The organism is Armatimonadota bacterium (assembly GCA_029907255.1).
Taxonomy (GTDB): Bacteria; Armatimonadota; UBA5829; order DTJY01; family DTJY01; genus JAIMAU01.
On the sequence record JARYMF010000006.1, the window covers coordinates 169,640 to 194,246 of the forward strand.

14 protein-coding genes are annotated in these 24,607 nt (G+C 49.0%); 7 read left to right on the forward strand and 7 right to left on the reverse strand.

Annotated features, from left to right (window positions below):
* The first annotated feature begins 225 nt into the window (after positions 1–225).
* Genes QHH26_07305 through QHH26_07330 form a run of 6 tightly spaced genes read left to right on the forward strand, consistent with a single transcriptional unit; the run spans position 226 to position 12,422 of the window.
* On the forward strand, positions 226–2,853 hold the full coding sequence (locus tag QHH26_07305; GenBank protein ID MDH7481764.1) for a hypothetical protein: 2,628 nt from the start codon (positions 226–228) through the stop codon (positions 2,851–2,853).
* Positions 2,854–2,883: 30 nt separating this feature from the next.
* Entirely contained in the window at positions 2,884–4,050 is a 1,167-nt protein-coding gene (locus QHH26_07310) for an ADP-ribosylglycohydrolase family protein (GenBank protein MDH7481765.1), read from the forward strand.
* A 46-nt stretch (positions 4,051–4,096) separates the two neighbouring features.
* The gene (locus QHH26_07315; GenBank protein MDH7481766.1) at positions 4,097–5,488 is read left to right on the forward strand and encodes an FAD-dependent oxidoreductase; all 1,392 of its coding nucleotides are present in this window, start codon (positions 4,097–4,099) and stop codon (positions 5,486–5,488) included.
* A 7-nt stretch (positions 5,489–5,495) separates the two neighbouring features.
* Positions 5,496–7,493 carry a glycoside hydrolase family 20 zincin-like fold domain-containing protein gene (locus QHH26_07320; protein MDH7481767.1) on the forward strand — a complete coding sequence of 666 codons (1,998 nt, stop codon included), beginning with the start codon at positions 5,496–5,498 and terminating at the stop codon, positions 7,491–7,493.
* Positions 7,494–7,503: 10 nt separating this feature from the next.
* Entirely contained in the window at positions 7,504–9,252 is a 1,749-nt protein-coding gene (locus tag QHH26_07325; protein ID MDH7481768.1) for a hypothetical protein, read from the forward strand.
* A 56-nt stretch (positions 9,253–9,308) separates the two neighbouring features.
* On the forward strand, positions 9,309–12,422 hold the full coding sequence (locus QHH26_07330) for a DUF6259 domain-containing protein (protein MDH7481769.1): 3,114 nt from the start codon (positions 9,309–9,311) through the stop codon (positions 12,420–12,422).
* Here the strand turns inward: QHH26_07330 and QHH26_07335 are convergent.
* A complete protein-coding gene (locus QHH26_07335; GenBank protein MDH7481770.1) occupies positions 12,419–13,651 on the reverse strand; it encodes a hypothetical protein in 1,233 nt (410 codons plus the stop codon). The genes QHH26_07330 and QHH26_07335 overlap by 4 nt on opposite strands.
* A 32-nt stretch (positions 13,652–13,683) precedes the next feature.
* Positions 13,684–16,806 carry a hypothetical protein gene (locus QHH26_07340; protein ID MDH7481771.1) on the reverse strand — a complete coding sequence of 1,041 codons (3,123 nt, stop codon included), beginning with the start codon at positions 16,804–16,806 and terminating at the stop codon, positions 13,684–13,686.
* Between the two features lie 134 nt (positions 16,807–16,940).
* On the opposite strand from QHH26_07340, the gene QHH26_07345 reads away from it, so the two are divergent.
* On the forward strand, positions 16,941–19,616 hold the full coding sequence (locus QHH26_07345) for an FAD-dependent oxidoreductase (protein MDH7481772.1): 2,676 nt from the start codon (positions 16,941–16,943) through the stop codon (positions 19,614–19,616).
* 82 nt (positions 19,617–19,698) lie between these two features.
* Here QHH26_07345 and QHH26_07350 read toward each other — a convergent pair whose 3' ends face one another.
* The 5 genes from QHH26_07350 to QHH26_07370 all read right to left on the reverse strand — a co-directional run bounded on the left by QHH26_07350 (position 19,699) and on the right by QHH26_07370 (position 24,586).
* Entirely contained in the window at positions 19,699–20,439 is a 741-nt protein-coding gene (locus QHH26_07350; protein MDH7481773.1) for an ABC transporter ATP-binding protein, read from the reverse strand.
* Between the two features lie 117 nt (positions 20,440–20,556).
* A complete protein-coding gene (locus QHH26_07355) occupies positions 20,557–21,186 on the reverse strand; it encodes an FtsX-like permease family protein (protein ID MDH7481774.1) in 630 nt (209 codons plus the stop codon).
* Positions 21,164–21,601, reverse strand: a complete 438-nt coding sequence (locus QHH26_07360) for a PqqD family protein (protein ID MDH7481775.1) — start codon at positions 21,599–21,601, stop codon at positions 21,164–21,166. Before QHH26_07360 ends, QHH26_07355 begins: the two co-directional genes overlap by 23 nt.
* On the reverse strand, positions 21,602–22,513 hold the full coding sequence (locus tag QHH26_07365; protein ID MDH7481776.1) for a hypothetical protein: 912 nt from the start codon (positions 22,511–22,513) through the stop codon (positions 21,602–21,604). It lies immediately after the preceding gene.
* A gap of 72 nt (positions 22,514–22,585) precedes the next feature.
* Positions 22,586–24,586 carry a peptide transporter gene (locus tag QHH26_07370; GenBank protein ID MDH7481777.1) on the reverse strand — a complete coding sequence of 667 codons (2,001 nt, stop codon included), beginning with the start codon at positions 24,584–24,586 and terminating at the stop codon, positions 22,586–22,588.
* Between the last annotated feature and the right edge of the window lie 21 nt (positions 24,587–24,607).

Consider the following 24,607-nt stretch of genomic DNA (forward strand, 5'->3'; position numbering starts at 1 on the left):
GCGCTTTGCTTAATAGCTCTACCAATATTTTTGCTCACAATTTCAATCTGACTTGGCAAATGTTGGCACAGCACCTTAAACCTGAAATTCGGCAAAGAAAAGTCTTGTTTTTACAAAATTCTACCGCAAATGCAGTTTTAGATTAATCTAAAGTCAAACAGGCAAGCTAAGCACTGGGAGGTTTAAAGCCAGCTACCGGATAATCCTAATTTTGGAGTTATAGCTATGAAGTTCGTTTTTGCACTTGTGAGTCTTCTTTTAATGATTCCCACTGTTGCCGAAAGTCGGACGTTGCTTAATATTGTTGGACCAGGCGTCGGGAAAAACTTACTCGTAAATTCTAGCTTTGAGGAGAAAGAGTCAGGTTGGAAACCATTTGGCAAGGGATTCTCCCTCGATTCTTCCGTGCGACGCGCTGGTAGGATAAGCATTCGCTGTGAGAATTCCTCTTCAGATGTCGAGGCAGGAGCTTTTCAAACCGTTGTCCTTAATCAAAAGTCTCCCAATGCTATTCGAGCGAGCGTGTGGAGCAAGGCAGAAGGCGTGGGCCCGGCTTGGAAAGGTGATTACGCGCTCTACCTTGACATCCAATACGCTGATGGTACGTGGATTTGGGGGCAACTTTACGACTTCAATATCGGAACCCATGGCTGGCAGCGTGGCGAGGTGTCTTTTGACCCAGAAAAACCAATTAAGCTGATAAACGTGTATCTTCTGCTTCGCCGATGTGTCGGAAAAGCATGGTTCGATGATTGCCGGCTTGAGGAAATTAGGGCAAAAGGAGACAGCGCATTATTCGATGGGATGTTTGTTTCGAGGCCAATTTCAGAGAAAAGCAAGCAGGCAGTCAGGCTCACATCCCCCGATGGGATTGACTTAACTCTCGCACAAGATGGTTCGATTCTAAGCGGGCGGCTTGGTAAAACTGTTCTACCTGCGGGCGGCGGGTTCTACCTGCGTGACGTAGCTGCCGGGTCGGATGTGCTAGGACTAGATAAGCTCAATGTACAGAAGACATCCCAGCGAAAATGGGCACTTTCTGGTAGTTGTAGCAAGCTAAGGCTTTCGATTTACGCCACCATAACCGTTAGCGAGAATCATATTCGATTTGACTGCGAGGCCAAAGATGAGATGGGCTGCGACCGTGCGCTAACGATTGGCTTTGCAATCCCAATGCCCGAAGAGGACTGGTACTGGTGGCACAGTATACGGTCGTCAGAGAAGACATCTGACGATAATTCCTTTTGCGACGGCGTCCCCATAGAAGCCGGAGCAGTAGGACTTATGTCAAAATACCCATTTTCGTGCATGAGTGGATGTAATGATGCGATCAATCTTGCAATCCCCATGGACGAACCGTGCGTTTATCGTATCGGATACAATGGTGCAATTAGGTGGTACTACATTGCCTTCGACCTCGGCTTCTGCCCCGAGCAGGGTGTCGCAAAACAAAAGTTCTCGTTCCTTATTTACAAAACCACCAGCGCAGGAGGTATGAGGGAGGCAGTTGAGAAATACTACCGCATTTTCCCAGAATACTTCGAGAAAAGAGTTGAGCGCGAAGGCAACTGGATGGCGTTCCTGCAGGTACGAAAAGTTCAAGGCTGGGAGGACTTTTGCTTTGCATTCCACGAAGGCGATAATGACATAGAATGGGATGCGGCAAACGGCATTTATTCGTTCCGATATACAGAGCCGATGTCCTATTGGATGCCTATGGAGAAAAACCTGCCGCGAACTCAAGAGCAGGCATTCAAAATGATAGAGGAAAACCTAAAGCAAACCAATGACGTCGCACTTCGGAATTGGGCTTCTGCAGTGAAAACTTGTTTGACCCTCGACGAATATGGCAAACCTCGGCTGTTTTTCTTCAACGCTCCCTGGTGCGACGGGGCAATGTTCTTACTCAATCCTAACCCAGCGATTCCAAAGGGCGATATGCCTGCCACACGCGCTAGTATATCTTGGAGCAAAGAAATAGCTGAGAAGCTTTATGGCGACAAGACAAAGCCTCAACTTTCTGGGGAGTATTTGGACTCTGCGGAAATGGGGGCACCATATGTCAACACTCGCCGAGAGCATTTCAAGTATGCTATTCGTCCACTATCCTTCTGCAGGCGAACAAAGAAACCTGCTATCCTTCAGATACTTTCTACCTATGAGTTTGCAAAAGCAATGGCCGACGACATCCACAAGATGGGGAAGCTCATGATGGCAAACGGCATACCGACAAGCTTTGGTTTCATGGCACATCTCTTAGATGTTATGGGTATCGAAACCAACTGGCTTTCAAATGGAAAATACAACCCTCTGCCCGACGATGTCATGGACTTCAGGCGAACGCTTTGCTATAAAAAGCCGTTCTGCTACCTCATGAACACAGATTTTGAGGCTTTCGACCATAGCCTGGTCGAGAAATACTTCCAGCGGTGCATGTTCTGGGGAATGTTTCCGGGATTTTTCAGCCCAGATGCAGCAACTCGTCTTTATTTCGAGCAACAAAAGTACTATGAACGAGACCGCGACCTATTTAAAAAATATTTGCCAGTAATTCAAAAGATTGCACGCGCCGGCTGGGAGCCGGTAACGATGGCTCGGACCTCTGATTCAAGGGTTGAAATAGAACGCTTTGGACCCGGCAAGGACGGCGCATTGTACTTTACCGTGCGCAATGGGGCTGATAAACGCGTAACTGTCAGGTTGAAACTGGACGCTAAACTCGGCAAGCCCAAATCAGCTTTCAAATTGCCTGGGGAACAGCCGCTCTTCGTTGATAAAGGTGATATACTGGTTGCACTTGACCCTGAAGAAGTGGCGGTTGTGGAAATTTTACCAACATCACTCGGCAATTGATAATTTTTCACTCACCAAGGAGGCTAGCAAATGAGAAATAGCAAATACTTCTTATTAATTTTAATTTTTGGAATGCTCAAAACAGCTCACGGAGCGCAGTTTAGGACTTTGCCTGTCAGCGTTTATCTTGACAAAATGAAGGGTGGGTGGGCTGGTCAGATGATTGGCGTCTCATATGGCGCTCCTACGGAGTTCAAAGCGTGCGGCAGAACTTTCGATGAGCCGATAAAGTGGTCGCCCGAAAGCATCTCCAACTCTCTTGGGCAGGATGATATCTACGTTGAACTTAGCTTCCTTGAGACAATCGAAAAGTATGGGCTCGACATCTCAAATGAGCAAATTGGAAAGGCTTTTGCTGCCACTAAGTTCAAACTATGGCATGCAAACAATGAAGGCAGAGAGAATGTGCGCAAGGGAATCATGCCGCCTGATTCCGGAAGCCCGAAGTACAATGCCCACTATGCCGACATTGACTTCCAAATCGAATCTGACCTCTTTGGGTTGATTAGCCCTGGTATGCCGCTTTCTTCTAATGAAATGTGCAACAAATTTGGCCGCCTAATGAATTCTGGAGACGGTCTCTACGGAGGAATGTTCACTGCGGCAATGTACACGTCTGCTTTCTTTGAAACCGACGTTGAAAAAGTTGTGCGCTTCGGTCTTCGCGCAATCCCGCCGAACAGCACTTATGCCAAAACTATTCGCGATGTTATCACTTGGCATTGGGTATATCCGGACGATTGGCGCAAAACCTGGCAGAGAGTTCAGGAAAAATGGGCTTCCAAACCCAGTGGTCACTGCTCCTCGGACCCAAATGGATTCAATATAGACGCAAGTCTAAACGGTGCCTACGTTGTAATTGGACTACTCTACGGCAAGGGCTCTTTATCCAAGACGCTGGAGATATCAACGCGTTGCGGGCAAGACTCGGACTGTAATCCCTCGACCGCAGCTGGGGTACTGTGCACAATCCTTGGCTATAACGCCATCCCTGACGAATACAAGAGTGGCATCCCTGCAATTTCTGATAAACAGTTTTCGTATGTCCCGTATAGTTTTTCAACCCTTATCCCCGCATGCTTACGCATTGCACGCTCAAATATACTGCGTTCTGGCGGCCTTATAAAAGATGATGTCTTTTTCATACCCATCCAGCCCCCCAGGCCTCCTAAAATTACCAAATTAGAAGGAGATTGACACCGCAAACACCATAAACTACTCTTTTACTATAGGGGGAGAGACAATGAAAACCTACCATGAGCCATCTCGTGATATACCAATTGCCTATGAACCCGACGTCATTGTTGCTGGCGGAGGAGTCTCCGGGTGTTCGGCAGCTATTTCGGCAGCTAGAAACGGAGCAAAGGTTCTGCTCATCGAGCGCAATGGCGTTGTGGGTGGAACGGCCACTGCAGGATTGATGGCAAATATTGGGAACGCATTCATGACGAACGAAAACTTTCCCGTGGTAAGGGGAATCCCTCGCGAAGTGGTTGAGCGATTAGTATTTGAGGGTGGCACAAAACCTAGCTGGCACCGACCCGAACAACCTGGCGTTATTTTTGATCCTGAAAAAATGAAGCTTGTCCTTATTGATATGCTCCGCGAAGCAGGCGTGGAAGTTCTGCTTCACGCGCTAACGGTTGGGGCAATTAAGGAGGGCAATAGGGTTGTTGGAGTCCTTATTGAGAGTAAAAGCGGGCGGCAGGCGGCAATTGCAAAAAACGTAATCGATGCGACCGGCGAGGCTGACATTGCTTCCTATGCTGGGGCTCCATGCCGGATTGTCGCAAGTGGCGGGAGTATGCTCTTCAGGCTGGCGAATGTTGATCTCGACCGCGCAGTTGACTGGATTGGCGAGCACCGCGATTCATTCCCAAACAACAGCGACGGAGTAAAAGATTACGATACTTTCCGTCGAAACTGGAAGGAGTTCGGATTTTTCTTCTTTCCCCACCATGGTGGCAAGGCGTTCAAACCTTGGAATGATGCCATCGAGCGTGGAGAATACTCTGAAAAGGACGGCGATTGGTATGCTCTGAATGCCTTTGGGATGTATGGACTAGCTGGCGACGGCACGGTTGTCATCAACTCGAATTACCTCTGGTTGACCGATGTAGACGCACGCCAGTATACTCGTGCTGAGCTTGAAGGGCGGCGAATGTGCCACAAAGTGGCCGAGTTCCTACGAAAGCACCTCCCAGGCTTCGAAAACGCCGTAGTAATTCAGACGGCAGAAGACTGGGGGCAGCGCCGAAACCGACTTATTGAGGGAAAATCAACCCTCACCAAGGATGATGTAGCAGCTGGGAGAGAGTGGGACGATGTAATCGGCCGATTTCCACTCAAAGCGCCTGGTGAACCGCCTTATGGAGTCGAGATTCCATTCGGCGTAATGGTTCCAAAAAGAGTAGAGGGACTTCTAGTCGCCAGCGGGAAGAGCGTCTCCACAGACCCTGTTGGACTTCTTAGAGGAATGTCTCGATGCATGACGTTAGGCGAAGCAGCAGGAGTAGCAGCTGCCCTGGGAGCTCAATCAAACACACCCGCCGAGCAGGTACCAATTCGCGATATTCAAAAACAGCTAATCGCTCAAGGAGCTTATCTCGGCGAAGAGGATAGATTCTGGAGGTAAGAAAGAAATGCTAAGACTCATTATGGGAATAATCATTTGTTATCTTCTAGCCACGCCAATTTTTGGAGCAGTTTCACCAATACAACCTGACAAAGCAAAAGCATGGATTATGCATCTTGTTCCTCTGCCAAAGTCAGTTAAGATTACAGCAAAAAACACCATTCCTGCTGATCAAGTCATAATCAGGGCTGACAGCACCGACCCGGTAGTTGTTCAGGCATGTGCGGAACTTCGACAGGCAATCGGCATACCAAATAAAGCTAAGTCACCTCTAAAACCTGCATTCACAATCGTTCTCAAGCTAGGCGGGCCGGAAGCATCAAGTCTCAAAAGCCTAAAGAACTCTGACCAAGCCTATAAGATTGTCCCCGATGCAAGTGGAAAGACACTGCGCCTCATTGCCCAAACCCCCAGAGGGTTATATTACGCTGCGAAAACCCTCCAGCAGCTTATAAAGGCGCGCGCCGCAGGGGGAAAGGTTGATATGCCAATAGCCGAAATAACCGACTGGCCCGACCTTGCGGACAGGGGATTGTGGGGCTCGGACTCTTTCCTGCACCTGAAGTGGCTTGCAGACCGGAAGATGAACATCGTCGAGCAAATCTGCTATGTCAGCGTTGACGAGAGGAAAATTGCAACAGCTAGGCCAAAGGATGGCCATGAGCCTTTATTTACAGAGGGACCACGCTACGGAATAAATTTTGTGCCGGTAGTCCTACACCTCGAGCAGGTTGGCAACAAGGGCGTATTCGCAGCCTATCCTAATCTCAAAGCTAAGGGCGGGGGCGAGGGTGCAATTTGCTACTCGCAGCCTGAATTTGTAGATGTACTAGCAGATTGGATAGTTGCGCTTGGAAAGATACCGCATGTTCGCGAAGTTGACGTGTGGCTTGCAGAAAATCTTGATCAACAAGGCGGATGCACATGCGAAGAATGCAAGAAGGTAGATCGAAGCGTCCTTGAAGCTCGCACCGTCCTAGCTGCCTGGAATAAAGCAAAGAAAAAACTTCCTCATCTAGGCCTCAGAATCCTCACGAGTGAAGAGACGGAAAGTAGTAACCAGTTGATATTCAAAGAACTTCCAAAGGAAGTTAAAGTCTGGTACTATCATAGCCTGCTGACCTACGACAACGGCGAGGTACCTATGCTCCGCAAATATCTGGAGGATTATGCGAAGAGCGGCCATTGGCTGGGCGTTGTGCCGAACTTTGACGCTGGTGTGCATTGGACAAGCCCGTTTACTGGTCCTCATTTCATCCATTATCGCATGAACGAGTTCGTTGATAAGGGCCTTTCGGGTTTGCTGGGATATGCCACGCCGCGGGTCCACTACAACAGGTTCAATGTTGAGGCAGCCGCCGAATGGTCGTGGAATTCCAAGGGGCGAACACCACGCGAATTCGCCGAATCGTGGGCCGTTCGTGAAGGACTAAAGGACCCTAAGAAGTTCGCAGACTGGGTTGAGCTTATCAGTCCGGTTGCGTGGGATGTGTATGGCTCTCATTGGCCAGCTGGAGAACAAAGGAACACACCTGGCCACTCTGCAAAAAGACTCAAAGAGGGTACGCTGCCCGAACTGGGATTCGTCCTTTGGGATGCCTACCGATTGCCATTCGGAGACATCAAAAGCGAGGAGCAACTAAAAAATGACGTTGCCGCCGCTGCGGAAGCAGTCAAACTCGCAAAAGAAATGGAAATCCCAATATTAATGAGCGAGAGCCTAATCATCCAGGGATACATAAACTCTTTAAATGCTCTGTGGGAACTCAGGAAGATTGTTAAGCCAGAGGGCATAGCTCCTGAAAACAAGGGAAAAGCACTAGATTACTTCAAGGCTTATGTGGATGGCCTTAATCAGGTGGTCAGCCAACTTCCGAACTGGGAAGCGCTTGTACCAGGAAGGTCGCCTAACGAGATTTTTACTGGCAAACAAATCGCAGTTATTACTCGCATGATTGGTGAGATGCAATGCGTAGCATCTGGCTTCGGCATCGAGCTAGAATGAGAGCGGTAAAATGGAAAAGTGCCTTTTTGCAATTTTGACTCTTATATTTGCAGTAAGCGTTTATGCTTCATCAGACAAACAACCGCAAGAACTGCGATTCAAGGACGAGTTCCTACGAATGCTCGTGGCGTCGGTGCCTGATATTCTAAAGGACCAGGACCCTAAAACAGGACGCTTTGGAAAAGGCATATGGATTGTAAATGACCAGAACATAATGTTCAGCCTCGCAGTAGCATGGGCGCTGAAGTCGCCAGCGAACCCATACTACCATGATCCAAAAGTACTGGAGGCTGTCGTCAAGGCGGGTGACGCACTAATCGCCGAGGCAAAGCCTGATGGACAATGGGAATTTCGCAAGAAAGATGGCTCGACCTGGGGCAACATTTACATGCCATGGACGTATTCAGCTTGGATAATGTCCTATGGACTTGTTCGCAAAGGCATGACTCCTTCGCAAAAGAAGCGCTGGGATGATGCACTAATTCATGGATACACTGGGATTTCGCAAACCGCTCTGAAGCGGGTTCACAATATCCCTACCCACCATGCCATGGGCTTATACATCGCTGGCCAAGTGTTCGACCGTCCAGAATGGTGCAAACAGGCAAAGGAGTTCATGGCGAAAGTAGTCGCGGCACAGGACCCAGCAGGTTTCTGGTCTGAGAACTGCGGGCCAGTGGTAGGATATGGAAACGTTTATACAAACGCGCTGGGAATATACTATGCGGTTTCACACGATGAAACCGTGCTACCGGCAATCGAGCGAGCAATTCGATTTCACACAAACTTCACATATCCCGATGGCACTTCCGTTGAAACTGTCGATGAGCGGACACCCTACAACCGTAGGATAAGATTCCCCAACGTTGCCTTTACGCTCACGCCAGAGGGCAGGGGATATGTGCTTCAGGAGCTCAATCTGCTTGCCAAGAGTGGCGGCAAAGTTTCGGCGGATTCATGTGCAAGCTTTCTCATGTACGGTCAAGAAGGCCCAGTTGCTCCAACAGCAGCTCAGGAATCCGACCGAACGTTCATAACAAGCGATGGAAAGTCGCTGATACGACGCAAAGGCCCATGGTTCATTTGCCTTTCAGCTTACCATTGTCCTATTCCAAAAAGTCGATGGCTACAAGACCGGCAAAACTTGGTAAGTATATTCCACGACAATTGCGGTCTCATTGTTGGCGGTGGAAATACGAAACTCCAACCACTATGGAGCACTTTTACTGTTGGGGATATCTCTCTTCTAAAACACAAGCCGGGTGATGAGAATCCGAACTTTATGCCTGAAGGACAACTATTCCACGTGCCTTCAGTGGCTGGGCTTAAAAAGACGGACCCACCAGGCTTGGGGCTGGTATATGGCGAGGAAAAATGCTCAATTGAGGTGGAGCCAGTAGACGCTTCGACACTCAAGATTCGCTTAAGGGCGACAAGTAAATCGGGCTTGCCGGTCGCAGCACACTTAACTCTAATACCGCATATCGGCAAGCCGTTTCGCACTGAGAAGATGGCTGAGAAGCTTTTAGGCGAAGAGGGATTCACTTTGTCAAGCCGTAATGCTGGGGGATGGATAGCACACGCGGGGTGGAAGCTCTCGCTACCCGAGGGGTCTAGCGTGACTTGGCCTGTTTTGCCTCACAATCCCTACCGAAAAGACGGTTCTGCAACTATTGAGGAAGGTAGGATTGTTGTAACCATCCCATTCTCGCCAGAGCAAAAGGAGCATGTATTGGTTCTTCAAGAAGGATACTACTAAGATCCAAAAAATAAGAAAATAGATTTTGAAAAGTTTTAAGAAATGGGCAAATCACAATGGCAGTATTTCAACTCATCTCTACATTAACCGTTTTTCTAGCCCTAACGCTATCTTGCAATGCAATCGGGGCGAACTTGACATCCGAGTTAATCTGGAACGCTCGCCCTGATTGGATTCACAATCCAGCGGACTTTCATAAAGTTAGCAGTTCGCCCGAGGTCACCCGCTTTGAAGTCAAACAACCTGGAAGAGGAATGAAGTGGACTGCCGAGATTTCGCAACCACTTGATTTGGCGAAGACCCCTTGGTTGCTGATACGCTATCGTGCGATTGGCGCCGACCAGCCGCTCGGGTACTTTGTCTACATCCACGGCACAAAGGGTGAGGAGCAGTTTATCGCCGAGCCGAGCGATTTTATATCTGACGGAAGATGGCATACACTGGTGAAACAGGCTAACCCCGTCATGGCAGATATGCTTGCAGTTCAACTGCAGGCTGCCCGTCCTGATGGAACAATCGAAATATCACGCTTGGAATTTCATGAAAATGCCCCAAAACTAACGTTTACAGAGCTTCTGGCAACGGATAAGCAGAAAGCCGGCAAAAATTTTAAGCCTGTTGATTTGCGCTCTATTTTCAACTCAAGCCATAAAGTTCTGATGGAAGAGTTGAACATAAGCGAGTGGTCAAAAGAGAATGAAATCATAGTCTCGGGCATACCCTTCCGAATCTACTCGGGTCCAAAAAGCCTTGCCATGACCTACGCTGACAAGCCCGCAGAACTTCGCATCCCACTTAATGAGGTTAGGGCCTCAGAAATCTTTTTGCTTATAGCCACTGCATCAAAAAATAAAGGCGCAGTCAGCCTTTCCCCCGAGCCTCATTTGTTTTCTGCAAAGATTGTGTATTCGCGCGCCTTAGCGGATGAAACTATACCAGCGCGAATTCCCGAAGGATTTGGGCTTGCTCAGGGCTTTGGGGTCTATGCTATAACCACCTCAAGAGAGCATCCCATCAAAGAGCTGGTAATCAGAGAAAACATACCCGGCGTGTCGCTCTACCTTGTTTCGGCGACCATTGGATTTGATTCTAATATTGCCGCTCATGCACGACCTTCAAAGGTAGGCGGCGCAAAGGCACATATTTATTCAGAGGCAAAACGAAAATACAATTGGAATGCGTATGTGAGTCCCATCAGCGAGCGAATTGAGATATTCAATGGCGAAACTCGAGTGTTGATTCGCTATAGACCAGGCGTCTCAATCGAAATAATAGGAGAAGAGGGACCACCAAGCATATCAGCCAAAGGAAGTTTCTGGCGAGTTCGCATGGGCGACCAGATTCTCGAATCCACAGATTTTGAAGGTTCAGTAGTCGAGTCACGCGGCGTATTCTCCACTCTTGAGTTGATTGACCGAAAAGGACTTGGCATCAACGGTTTACTGAGTATAACACCTCAATCGGGTGACCGGATACATTTTCAGTTAGACCTTTGGACAAAAGAGAAAAGCAAAATTCAAGTAGACTTTCCGACAATATCAGAAATCAAAAGCCTGCGGGGGGCAAACCTCTCGTATTGTTTCCCGAGACGTGGTGCAGTCATCAACGACATTCCAATCGAACTCCGGGAACCGTATTCCGGCTTAATGCCTTTGCAGTTCATGGACGTCTATGGTCCTGACGGTGGAATGTACCTAATAACGATGGACACATTAGCAACGTATCGCTACTTCCACCTGCGAAAGGATGCCAAGGGCATTTCAATGAGCGTGGAGTATCTAGAGCAGGAAGTGCTTCCGTGGGCACGCTTCACTTCTCCAGCCACAACAATTGGGTTCCACAAAGGCGATTGGCACTCGGCATTTAATGCATACAAAGAATGGATTGGCACATGGTATAAGCCTGATGCGCCACGCAAGGATTGGTTCCGCAAAGTATTCAACTTCCGCCAGCAGTTTTTGCGGTTCTACATACCAGGTGGAGAAAAGTACTACAACAAGGAAAAGAAAAAGTACACTTTTGCTGAAGGCATTGCCGAGGATTCAAAGGCTTTTGGCGGCGTTGATTATCTCCATCTCTTCGATTGGGGTGCTTCAGAAAAGTGGGGCAGGTGCGGTGACTACGACCCCTGGGATGAGATTGGCGGTGTAGAAGCTTTCCGCGACGCAATTACAAAGACGCAAGCATCTGGAATTCCTGTGGGCCTATATATCGAAGGCTACTTGGTTGACCCGCAGTCGCGCATAGCTCAAGCTCACGGTAAGGAGTGGCAAATTATCGGCAAAGATGGCAAGCCCCTTCCATTCTTTGCACCGGCGTTAAACATGTGCTCAGCGGTGAAAGAATGGCAGGATTACCTTGCTTCGGTCTACAGCACCGTAAAAGAAAAAACCCACGCACTAGGCTATTACTGCGATGAAATGGGTTTTGCAGACCCAGGGCACTTCTGTTATGCCGAAAATCATGGACATCCCGTGCCAGAACCACCGCTTAGGGGACAGCGAGACCTTCTAAAGAAAATTAGGCAGGCGCTAGGTCCAGACGTCGCCCTTTATACCGAAGAAACACCTGCTGATGTAAATACTCAACATCAAGATGGAAGCTTCACCTACGCAATCTCAAGCGTTTCAGATGCCTGGTCGCCCTCGCATATAAATCTAACTCGCTTTGCATTACCAGATTTTAAGACATTCGAAATCATTGTGTGTGATAAACCCCTTGGAGACCGTTTGACTGCTGTGCGTCAAATCTTCTTCAATGGCGAAGGCATTTGGTTGGAAGGACCAGCAGACAAATGGTTTGCGCCGCAAGTACTAGCTTTCATCCGCAAGATGCATAAAGTGATGCGAAAATATGAAGATTGCTTCACATCTTTATCACCGGTGCCGCTTGTTCCGACGGGGCAGAAGTTAGTATTTGCAAACAAATTCCCGGCGAAGGAGCGCACGCTTTGGACGCTTTTTAATGCAAACTATTCAACAGTGCGTGGAGAACTATTAGCCGTCGAGCATACCACAGGTGCAAAGTATTACGACGTATGGAATGGCCGTGAGCTCAAGCCCCGCATCGTAGGCGAGATTGCCTACCTTACGTTAGAAATTGGCCCAAGGGACGTGGGATGCGTCGTAAAGGAATTGAAGGTTGATAGAAGCACAAAGGCAAAAAACTAGAATCCACCAGTCTCTTCCTGCGCAATCCGCACCCACTCCCAAAGGCGTTCGGGATGGTATTCAACCGTGTGAACGTCCTTGAGAATAATCTCCAATACGCAGTCTTTCGCAATCTCGAGCGTTTCGCGGATATACTTGCGAATAAAATCAGCGTCAAAACCACCCACAAGATGCGCGGGATTTGGCTTCCATGAGTATATGTACTTATCTTGGAGCTTTTCTGCGGCTATGCGGCGATCAGCCCAAGGGCTAATTGAAATTCTGCGCATCCCTGCAAATTTGAATACATAGTCCAAGCGGTCAGTAACTGGCTCACAACAACCATAGCAGTTCAAGCCAAATCGTTCTAGCAATGGCCGCTGATATTGGAATATGAACTCCTCGTGCATTGTAGGCGATACGCCAACCAGCTCCTGTGCCTCGGCAAATCCCCACAGGTCGCGAAGTCTCACTCGCCCTTGGAACCCCGGCCCTGGCAATTCATCGGTATACGCCAATCCGCCCGAGCCAACATAATCATCGGTGTTCACCAAGTCGAGTTTGTCGTAAGCTTCCACCTGGTCAAGAAGTCGCATATTCCCTTGTGCAAGGAATGACATGACACGATGTAACCATTTCGGACGCTCAACCATATCCCACATCATCTGGTCAAGGCCGCGAAGGTATATAAAAATGTTCGCCAATCCGGTAAAGTTCCAAGCAAAAATTCTCCGGTGAATCTTGACTTCTAGGATGTCACCAATTGCGTCGTGAAGCGCCTCGAAGTTTTGCTGTGTTCTTTCCTCATCAATAACAAGGTCTGGGAATTTGAGCTTCTCAATGTCCGATTCCTCTTTAATTGGGGGATTGAAAGCCCAAGCACCACGCTCCACCGGACTTGGAATTGTGGTGGGAGTAATACCCCAGCCCGTAGTCCACCAGCACAAATCCACCTTCACCCAAGGCTCCTGTACGCTGTCATCGCGCAGATATTCCCAATAGTAAATGCGCTGGCGAAGCTGTTTCTCGTATCTTCTTGCCAAATCATTAGTGCACTGGAGAACAGAATCGGGAAGTATTTCCATCCACGAGCATTCGGGATAGACCAGAACCATCGGCTTTACCTTTTCCAATCGGTTGTGTCGTTTCCACATCTCCCGCAGCTTAGCCTGCCTTGGATGGGCGGCAGCCTCTGCAACTTTGCCTGCAAGCTCGCGCAAAATTTCCTTATCTTTACGCTCAAATTTCACTGCTTCTCACCCCTTGAAAATTTTGCGTCAGACTATTTAACCCTGACTAACTCCGCTCCACCAAGCAAACCATAATCGAATAAACTCAGCTCCGGCTTGACAGCATTCTCATCCTCGAAGGCATTCGGACCACAGTATGGGAAATCCTCACCATCGCGTTCGTGAAGCGGGCCGAAAGTATTTTGCCTGCTTCCCACTACCTCGATCTCAAGTTCATTCATGCCACCGTTTAGCAAATTGGTCAACTCAAGTTCGAAAGGCCGCCAGAGAATCTTTCCTGCCTTACGCCCATTTACGCGAACCTTATACATTATCCCTGATGGGTGAATAAGTCGAAGGAAGGTGCGCTTGCCATCAGCAGGAACATGCACAAGAGTTCGATAAGTTATAATCCCCGAATAGAATGGATAACCTTGAACTATCCACGAACCGTTTGAAATTTCGGCCGGCTCTTCGATAATTTCACCTTCATAAGGGTTAACAAGCCTAACGCCGAAGTCGCCTACTATGTATGCTGCCTCCACTTCGCTTAGGAAGTTGTAATCAAAGTGGAAGTCAACCGAATTAATGCCCTTGTGCACCAGGTTAGTAATCTCCACCATTCCGAAGCTTCGATCCCAGTACCACCCCATATTTGATAGGTCAATAGCTACGCCATTAACAAATACCTGGCCTTTATCCATGTCCTCCATTACCAGGTATGCGCTCTTCGGGTGCGCAATGGCACTCCTGAATTTGTACCGGAGAATCACGGGGCCGCCTTTGCCGTTAAAGGCACCCTTCCGAATGGCAACCCACGGTTGCCAATGGAGGGCATCACTCGTACCAAAGTGCTCCGCTAGGCGGCGGCGTATACGGAACTCCATATCTTCGTCCCACCAAGTCTTGCCTCCATCCACCGAAACGGCTAAGCGGTCCATAACCAATACATTCTTTTCCGAGCGAGCAAATTGCCAGCTGTCCGGTAGCCGCATAACTTCTCCATGGCTAAGACAAGGGGATATGTCGGCATCGGGTGCATCACCAGCTGCATTTGGGCCAGCAACAATAAGAATCGAACCAGCTGGCGGCAAGCTGAAAGCATAGCGAAGATTGTCGCCTACTTTCTCTGGCTTTATTCTCTTGCGCGTTCCATCTAGCGGGTTCCAAACAGCAATTTCCCTTCCCTCGACCTCGCTAGTCAAGAAGGTAAGCACATAATCATGCGCTCTGTCTCGGTCGGAATTCACGATAAAGAATATTTCATCCTCACCGTCAACCCTATGCTGGAGATACAACTTCGGCACGGGGTGGCCATCTGCACCCCGCAGAGAATACGACCTCGGCGTGATTCTGTCGAGTGCCTCCTGGATGTGCTTTGCTCCACATGGAAGAGGATATACATTCAAAGATGAGGCGAAATCCTTCCATTTGTTTGTCGCATCGTCGCAATCCAACTCGGTCGGAAGTTTGCCCAGGATAAGCACCTTCCCGCCATTCGCCGCAAACTGCTTGAGCATCTCGAATGTCTTAGGCCGCCAGGTTTGGGCTGGAGGAAGTATTACCACAGGGTAAGTCATTTCGCCAACGCGTAATCTATCCCCCTCAACTGCCCCCATTTCTTCTAGAAAGCTTTCATCACCAAGGTCAGCATCATAACCTGCGTTCAGCACCGAATCCAGTGTGCGTTTGAGCAAGCCATCGAAATGTCGTGCAGGACCCCACTCCTCGCCTGGGAGGTCCACAGGCATAAGGAGCTCCTTGGTATCTTTCACACCGTATTTCCGCGGCGGATTGATACCAAACCTGTGGCCTGATGTGCCGCTTTCAATTGGGTGAAGGATAAGCACATCAGGCTTCGCCTTCCCACTCGACAGGACCTGCGCCAGTCGGGTGAAATAATCATTAAGAGGCTTAAGTTCCTTCCAGTAAGTCTGCTGGTAGTTCCAATTTGGAGGATAATCGCGTTTTCTTCGTCCGCGAATCGAATACAATGTCAAATGAGGGCAGAAAAAGTTCACGCCGAGCGCAAGATCATAGTCACCAATCCACTTGAAGTCCTCAAAGGTATTTGTGTGGCGTGTGACACCGAATATTTCGTCCAGCACACGCTTTCTGCCTAGCTGCCTCGCCGCTGAGCCAACTTGTTTTGCCGTGAGGAGTATGCCATCAACCTGTCGACAAAGGTGGTCAATCCCTGGAGCTTGGTGCCATCGATAGAACGGCATTACGCCGCCATAGCAGCATGAAATTTGGCCCTCAAAACTGTCCTCCATAAGATAATGGCCCGTATGTTCCAAGCCGTTCTTTTCACACCACTCGTAAATAGGCTTACTGAAAGCTTCCTGGAACTGCCGGTGTATGGTGCGGTGGATGAAAAGCCGAATCTTGCGGCACTCGCGCCCATCGAAATAGAGGTAGGGTAGGTCTGCCCAAAAATCGCGTCCATACCACTTTTTATAGGCATCTGGCAGTCCTTCCCACCAAGCCATTGTGTTCCCACCCTGGCGAACGTGTGGCTCATCGGTGAATATACCAGGTATACGCTTGCCAAACTCCGATCTCAGGTGGGACTTATAGACCTCATGCGTCAGCCGTATGAACTGCTGCATTGCTTCCGGATTGAGAAGATTTGCATATGACTCTCCTCCCCACCACGCAGTCTTGTCAGCATAGTGGCGGCGAAATAGAAGACGTTCGTAATCGGTATAAGTTCTCGCTTTATCAAAGTCAATTTGCTCAGCTCTTTCAATTTTCGCATCTTTTCGGCCAATTAGAACATACGCCGCCTTGGGTTCATCATTGCCATCTGGTAGTGCTTCTCTGCCAACGGGAACGAACTCTGCTTGGAGACCAGCTTGGCGGTACTCATCCTTCATTCCTGCTACTTGGCCGCCAGCGTTCCCACTTGGCCAGAGGTCTTCGTCATAAAGCCAGAGGTATCCATCCTTCTTTCTTGCTACGTCAAGAGCAGCCTTCATTGCCTTGAACCAGTCTTCCCCCAAATAATCAGTTATGAGACCCGCACGCGAATGAAAGAAGCCACCCGAAAGGCCAACATCTATCATATCTTCCATTTGCCGGGCAGTTTCTTCAGGAGTTATCCGATCATTGATAGCCCAAAAAGGCGCGGGACGGAGTATATTTTCCGGTTTCTGAAATTTGCTGAAGTCCATGTGGAACCTTCCTTTCTCGCATTTCTAAGAAAAGTCTCTCGCAACCTAATCGTTCTTCTTATTCACCCTTTCTACCTCCTGCACAAGACATTTAGGGGGCGATTATGTTAAATTTGCTTTAGGGGGATAACTACATGATAGATCGAGCAGTCCACGGAACTTTTAGTCTAAGCAGTCTAGACGATCTCCACGCTGCAATCCATGAGCTTGCCTTGGACATTTCAATCGAGGAAGATATCACTTGCCTAACTGAGCCGATTGAAATTGCCGGGCGACTTATACCAAATCGTATGGCAATTCAGCCAATGGAAGGGTGCGACGGAACCGCTGAGGGTGCGCCTGGCGAGCTTACCAATCGCCGCTATAGAAGGTTTGGAGCAGGGGGAGCCGGATTGCTTTGGGTTGAAGCTTGCGCTGTTGTCCCAGAAGGCCGGGCTAATCCTCGCCAACTATGGATACACAAAGGAACAGTCGACGCATTTGCCATGATGCTTGAGCAGGCTCGCCTGGCAGCAGCCGACTCAATGGGCACTAAGCATTGTCCCTTCTTCGTGCTTCAACTCACGCATTCCGGCAGGTATAGCAAGCCTGGATGCGACCCAGCACCAATTATTGCTTACCATGATCCCTATCTCGACCCCACGCGCGGTATATCCCCCGACCAGCCCATTATTTCCGATGACGAACTAGAGGCTCTTGAGGATGCTTATGTTGAGGCGGCTCGACTAGCGTTTCTAGCAGGGTTTGACGCAGTAGATGTAAAAGCCTGCCACCGATATTTGGTGAACGAGCTCCTCGCGGCGCATACTCGAAAAGGAAAGTACGGCGGAAGCTATGAGAATCGCACTCGGTTTCTAAAGAATATCATTCTCAAGATACAAGACAACCTTGGAAAGGATAAGGTCATCACTTGTCGCTTGAACATCCATGATGCACATCCTTATCCCTACGGTTGGGGAATGGATTCAAGTGAGCCCACCAAGCCAAATCTCGATGAGCCCAAACGCTTAGTAAGAGAACTGAGCGAGATGGGCATAACACTAATCAACATGACCATGGGCAATCCTTACTACAACCCCCATATCAACCGCCCATTTGACCGCCCAATAGCAGGCGGCTCAATTCCACAGGAACACCCACTTGTCGGCGAGGAAAGATTGATTAAACTTGTACGGCAAGTTCGCGAAGGCCTGCCAGATATTAAAGTTGTCGGTAGCGGATATTCATGGCTGCGCCACCTATGGCCCCACGTGGCAGCTGCCGAAATTAAGCGCGGCAGTATTCAAATGGTCGGCTTAGGGCGCCAAGCATTTGCATTTCCAGGCTTTGCCAAAGAGATTATAGAGACCGGTCGGCTTGACCGCCGCCACACTTGCATTACATGCTCCTCCTGCACGCAGATTATGCGTGACGGCGGCATGACAGGATGCGTGCCTTTCGACAGCGAGGTGTATGCTCCAATCTATCGAGAGGGGAGGCAAAACGACCTAGAATATATTCGTGCCCAAGCCTCACGTTGCTGGAATTGCTTCGACCCTCGCTGTAGAGATGGATGTCCGGCCAGAGTAGATATTCCGAAATTTGTTTGCGCCCTTGCAGATGGTGATATTGAGCGCTCGTATATGGCCCTCAGGGAACAGAATGTCCTTCCCGAATTATGTGGGCGCACGTGTCCATCAGAAATGCAATGCGAGGGCCACTGTATCGAAAACATATTCTCTCAGAATCCAGTTCCTATCCGCAAGCTTCAATCCTATGTCTCTAGAGTTGCACGGGAAAGAGGGTTGGCAGCTCTACACCTAAGTGCCCAGCAGACCGGAAAGCGCATTGCAGTAATCGGCGGGGGTCCTGCAGGACTTGCATGTGCAATCGAACTTCTCCGCTTAGGACACTCTGTTGATATATTTGAAAAGGATGAAATCGTCGGCGGCATAGCAGCCACCGCAATTCCTAATAACCGCATTAAACAAAGCGACTTCGAAGCCGAGCTCGAAGCAATTTTAGCAGGCATTCCCAAAGACCGCATAAAAATCCGCAAAGGTGAGGGGTTGTCCAAAGAACGACAGCTTGACAAATTCCTTAAAGAATATGACGCTGTTTTCCTTGGCATTGGCCTGACGGGGAAGTTAACTAACTGGGAAGCGCAAAGTTGGCCTCTTCCCATAACTGAGGGCAAATTTAACGCGGCTGGCCGGCTATTAGGGGTTGAAGAAGCCATCAGATTCTTATGCCTATGCAAAAAGGGAAAAGTGAGCATGCCTTCTCGCGTTGCTGTAATCGGCGGAGGAAACACCGCCATGGATGCTGCCAATCAGGCGAAGCTCTTAGGTGCGCATGACGTATACCTCATCTACAGGCGTTCGTTCGCTGAGATGCCCGCATGGCCAGCGGAAAGGGCTCAGGCTCTAGCTCTTGGCATCCACTTTTTGCTTCTTACGCAACCGATAGGATATGAGTATGACGCTGAAGGGAAGCTGATTGGGATTAAGATTGCTCGCACAGTATTACAAGAACCAGACGCATCGGGGAGGCGCAAGCCCAAGGTTGTACCTGGAAGCGAATCCCTTTTGGAGGTCGACCTGGTGCTTGAGGCGCTCGGTCAGGAGCTTTCCCCCGATATAGCAGACCTAATTCCAGGTGTAGAGCTTACCCAAGACCGGCTGATTAAGGTTGATGAGCATTGCAGAACTTCACGGTCCCGAGTATATGCCGGCGGAGATGTAGTTAATGGTGGCTCTACTGTCGTTCAGGCGATTGCGGAGGGCATGCGCGCAGCACGCACAATTGACCAAGATCTTCGGTGCGGCTAAAAACATAGAAAACGCCTATTTGCTTTTACAGCGCGTGATTGACAGCCTGTCCCCTATGAACGCAATCCCTTAGCAATACTGCTTACTGCTCGACGCCCTCAAGTTCGCCGACCTTCAGCTCAATTTCCGACCTCTCCTCGATGCGCTCTATCTTGCCATCTCGTATCCAGACAACGCGGTCGGAGACGTCAATCATCTTAAGGTCATGAGTTGCGGAGATAATAGTTACCCCTTGTTCCTGATTGAGCCTTTTTAGAAGCAGTATTATTTCTTTACCCGTCTTGAGGTCAAGGTTTCCGGTTGGCTCGTCGGCAAGAATTATGGCGGGGTCATTCGCTAATGCACGGGCGATTGCAACGCGCTGCTGCTGACCACCCGAAAGCTCAGAGGGCTTATGATGCAATCTATCACCAAGTCCAACAAGGGTCAGAAGTTTTATACCTTTCTCGATACCTTCGTCCGTGGGTGTTCCAGCGAAAACTGTCGGCAAGGTGACGTTTTCTAGGGCCGTCATTACTGGTATTAAGTTGAAAGTTTGGAAAATATAGCCGATGGTTCTGCACCTCAGATAAGCAAGCTCATGTGCATCAAGCTGTGCCATGTCTACGTCGTTAATAAATACAGAACCTGATGTTGGCTTGTCCAACCCGCCAATCATGTTAAACAGCGTAGACTTCCCAGAGCCAGAGGGGCCCATTATTGAGATATACTCACCCCTGCGCACATCGAGCTGCACACCATCGAGCGCCCGCAAAACAGTGTCGCCCATAACAAACTCTTTGCAGAGGTCCTTTGTTCTAACTACATACTCGTTTGATGCCATTCGTCTATCACCCTTTTGAATTACTGTTGGCTGCAAATAATGCTTTTGCAAGAAAGATTACAGAACGAATTCGCTCCGTCCCACCAAGCTTTTATAACTGACAAGCTAAAGTTAAAGCTATATTTCCACCCTTAAGGCAATTGCTGGTGGCATTTTTGCCGCTCTTATTGCAGGAGGTATTGTCGCAATTACCGTCAGCAACCCTCCAACCAACATGGACAACCCCAGGTGCTCTAATATTTGGATTGAGTGAATCTTGCCAACCACCGCCCAGCCGTGGGTAGCCAGTGCAAGAAGCGAGATACTTCCGAAACCTACAATCCAACCAAGGAACGACGCTATGATTCCAAGAATTAGCGCCTCCAATAAGAAAAGCTCCACAACGAAAATATCAAGCGCTCCCAAACATTTCATTGTGCCAATTTCTTTATACCTTTCGGTAACAGACATAAGCATGGAATTCGTAATGCCCACAGTGCAAACCACAAGCGACATGATTACCAACCAAGTTCGCCGATTTGCTGCCTCCGCTGCAGCCGCCGGGTCAGAAGGCCCTGGCAGATGTTGTTGGATTAGCGCAGTCGTAAGCACTGACGCAAGAAATGCGATTCCTAAAAATATGCCGCCAGCCGTAATCATAGAGCGCCAAAATCTGATTCTTATACTCGTCAGGCTGATTCTAAAAGCTTTGCTCAATGGAAGCTGAATTTGCCGACCAATTTCTTTACTTTCGACTGGTTTGTTCATTTTTCTTGCCACTGCCTCCAACTCGAAAACCAAGAAGCTTCCGGTCGGCTAGCATCTTCAAGTATACGCCCACCGACGCCTCTGCTTCTCGTCGTGTAATCTTATACCGATTAGTGATTGCTGAAACTATCGAATCAACGCTGTGTTCACCATCGCAAAGCTCCCAAACAAAACCGCCGACTTCGCCAAGCACAATCTCGCGCTTTTCAGGCGCACGGAACAGCCAACACAGAATCCGCGCTATGCGGTCTTTTCGCCTAGGGATAAATACGCTTACTTCACCCAGTTCGTCCTTCGTCCATTCAACCAGCGGATTCCTGATAGGCCGAGTCTTGAGCGCTTGTTGGCGGCTCAGCGCTGGTTTCTTTCTAATAAAGGGCAGATATTGAGCCGCGATAGTATAAAGCGAACCCACCTAATGACACTCCACTCTATCTACTACTTCGTCAAATACTTTCTCTTGCCGTGAATGTATAGCTTGGACCGAGTATATCTTATTCGATTCCTCGCAAACCCAAGCACAAGCATCTAGAAATATGGCCGGACTTTTCCCTCGGAGGAGCTCGCTAGCCGACCTTAATATTTCTTTCAGCCCGTGCCGCCTTCCCGTAACCTCGATAGCACTCTCGCCATCGAAGTCAACCTCTTGCATAGAATATCGGAATGGGCGGAAATCATAACGCACTCTGTCCGCATACCACTCAGTAAAAGTGCACTTCCTCAGAGCTACATCTGCAAGTCCCCATCGTTCGATTGTTAGACGGTTTACACCTTTGCGAAAGTTAAGCCTAATATAACCGGCCATTAGCTGATGTTTCTCCAACCGGTAGTCAGGCGGCACCTCCGCAATTAAATCATAAACCGCCCATGTCTGCCAACCATCCTCGGAATGGTCCATGAGCGACGGCAGGATCTGCGATGCAACACCGGAAACATTGTCAGAGCTCAAACCACTTACTTGGGCGATTAGGATACGCTTGCAACGATCACATCTTGTGAGTTTTCCAACCGCTTTGCGATCAGCCTGCCATGTAAACGATATGGTTCCGTCTTCTTTCGACTTTATTTTGTATTCGAAATTAACCTTGCGCTTTCTAGCTTTCCTTCCGAGATCTTTCAGAAACTCCTCAAGCCGCCTGCGGACGTCAATCCGTTCAGAAGAACCAGTGAACCATTTAACTTCAAGCGATAAACTATGCGGGCTGTCAACGCGAAAGTATCCGCTTTTCCCGTCACCTCCAATTGAGGCAAGGCTCCAATCACAGGGAACTTCTGCTACAATTCCCTGCCAGCCGACGAGTGTGCGTCTAATTTTCTCTTTTTTCATACCTCCATTTTATAACTGTTGATCGCAGGTGGTCAAACTTTTGCAAGTTTTGGCATCGTGTAAATTGAAACCCTAATATGGCAACGCTTGGACGGACTTTGAAATCAAAGCAAGCGCAATTGCACTCATACCCATTAGTCCCATACCGCAGGAGTATCCCGCCAATAACACGGGAGTGTACATCCTCCATTTATCCGTACCAAACCGCCTTCCGAAATAGTACCGCCCTAGCAGCGCCCCAATGAAAAGCGGTATAGTATTGTGGGGATATGCGCCCACTCCTCCTGCTAGTCCATAGAAGTAAAGCTGTGGCACCCTTGCCATTGCCAAAATTGTAAATACCATAAACGCTCCAACGCCGCCATAGACCATGAGCTTCGGCTTTAACGCCTGAAGCAAGAAATTGCTTTCCCCAGCTTTGTTTGCCGTCAGCCATATGGATTGGAATGTGGCCGAAAGCGGCCAGAATTTCTGTGCATAGGGGAATTGCGGCGACGGGATTGGATTTGTGTGCCAAAAGAAAGCCCAGAACAAGAAGCTTGCTATTAACATAACAGGCAGCATCAGCGCCTCTGCCTTTAGAACACTTGTAAATTTCGTTCGCGTGAGTTCGACTTCACGAAATCTTGCCGCAGCCCAGCCCATGTCATAAATGGGAATTGGCGCAAACCAGATGTCTGCATTACGGTAACCACTTTTGATGACCGTTGCTTCTCTTACGTATGGGAAGCCAACGCCATGCCCAGTCAAGCCGAACATTCGAGCGGAAACGTATGACATAATCGGCGAATAGAAGAAACCAAAGCCAATCAGAATCCAAAGTGGGAACAACGGCACCAACCGATGCGCGATGATTATATAACCTAGTGTGGCAAAGAACCATGCTGCAATTGCAACTACGATTGGGAAATCTCCGCGCCCAGCTGGTATTTTGTACGGTGCCAATCTGCTTTCGCGAGCGGTGGCGCGAGCTTTAACCGCCGAGGATATGACTGCATATATGCCAATCACAGCCACGGCAACACTAATTCCCACGCTAATGCTCATCCAGAAGTCAATACTTACCGATAGGTGGGTGTTGATTGAATCCATTCCATATCGCCAAGTTGGAAGTAAACCATGCCTTTGCAATATTGGATTTGTGATTACCTGACATGCAATGGAGCTTATAAACATCCCAACGACTATCTGGAATGGAAGCACGAAGCCCGTCAAAACGCCTCCTAGGTCGCCTGATATCCCGGTCAACGCAGCGGGCAGCACGCGCTCTGTATTACGCGCGAAATCGATAAACGGAATTGGTATCAACATGAGTGGTTTGCTCAACACAACACCTGTAAAAATCGGCACCGCTAGGTAGAAGAAGCCGAATACTAGCCCAACCATCGTTCCAATCGAGAATACCTGCCACCGCCAAGACTCCTCTTTAGTGGATGCTTCCGCTAATGCGGTTGCTCCCGATGCCGCAACAGGAGCCATTGGGAATGGAAGCCTTTCAACATCGGAGGTAATCCTAAAAAGCGCGTAACCTAAGCCTATCCAATTCATCCTTCCGAGGATTTCGCCAACTATTAAAAGAAGAATAGGGGCAAGCCAGTCCGCGTGGAAGAAAGTCCGCTCGATTAATGCCTTAGAACCAGGCTGGGGCACAACCCATCTGGGAATTTCATGGGCTATTGCTGCTGCTTGAGGGCTCTGCACAAAGTATTGGTTCCATATCAGCGTACCAAACGGTCCGCCGGAGATACCGCGGTCGCCCATCGTCATGTGCGCAAGGCCGCCTGCGATGTAGAACAGAATGTAAATTTCCTGGCGCTTCAAAGGCATGAATGACCGGCGGGCTACTTCTGCGAAAAGAACAATAGTTACCCACTGCGCAGCTGGGCCAAGCCCTTGGCCTGCAACCAATCCCAGATACAACGCACCGGGAAGCATTATAAAGGCAATAAATAACGCGCCAACAATCGCCTTCCCAGTAAAACCTTCCTCAAATTTCTCAGTCTGCCCTTCCTCGGATGATGCTTCTTCGGCCCTTTCTCGAGCCGCTTCTATGGAACTTTCTTCGACCGGCAACCTAAACTCTTCCTTTCTATT

Excerpts from the sequence above, each read along its gene's own strand:
- QHH26_07340 (MDH7481771.1), bottom strand. The coding sequence starts at position 16,806 with ATGGACTTCAGCAAATTTCAGAAACCGGAAAATATACTCCGTCCCGCG.
- QHH26_07305 (MDH7481764.1), top strand. The coding sequence starts at position 226 with ATGAAGTTCGTTTTTGCACTTGTGAGTCTTCTTTTAATGATTCCCACT.
- QHH26_07355 (MDH7481774.1), bottom strand. The coding sequence starts at position 21,186 with ATGAACAAACCAGTCGAAAGTAAAGAAATTGGTCGGCAAATTCAGCTT.
- QHH26_07310 (MDH7481765.1), top strand. The coding sequence starts at position 2,884 with ATGAGAAATAGCAAATACTTCTTATTAATTTTAATTTTTGGAATGCTC.
- QHH26_07345 (MDH7481772.1), top strand. The coding sequence starts at position 16,941 with ATGATAGATCGAGCAGTCCACGGAACTTTTAGTCTAAGCAGTCTAGAC.
- QHH26_07365 (MDH7481776.1), bottom strand. The coding sequence starts at position 22,513 with ATGAAAAAAGAGAAAATTAGACGCACACTCGTCGGCTGGCAGGGAATT.
- QHH26_07330 (MDH7481769.1), top strand. The coding sequence starts at position 9,309 with ATGGCAGTATTTCAACTCATCTCTACATTAACCGTTTTTCTAGCCCTA.
- QHH26_07320 (MDH7481767.1), top strand. The coding sequence starts at position 5,496 with ATGCTAAGACTCATTATGGGAATAATCATTTGTTATCTTCTAGCCACG.
- QHH26_07325 (MDH7481768.1), top strand. The coding sequence starts at position 7,504 with ATGGAAAAGTGCCTTTTTGCAATTTTGACTCTTATATTTGCAGTAAGC.
- QHH26_07350 (MDH7481773.1), bottom strand. The coding sequence starts at position 20,439 with ATGGCATCAAACGAGTATGTAGTTAGAACAAAGGACCTCTGCAAAGAG.
- QHH26_07315 (MDH7481766.1), top strand. The coding sequence starts at position 4,097 with ATGAAAACCTACCATGAGCCATCTCGTGATATACCAATTGCCTATGAA.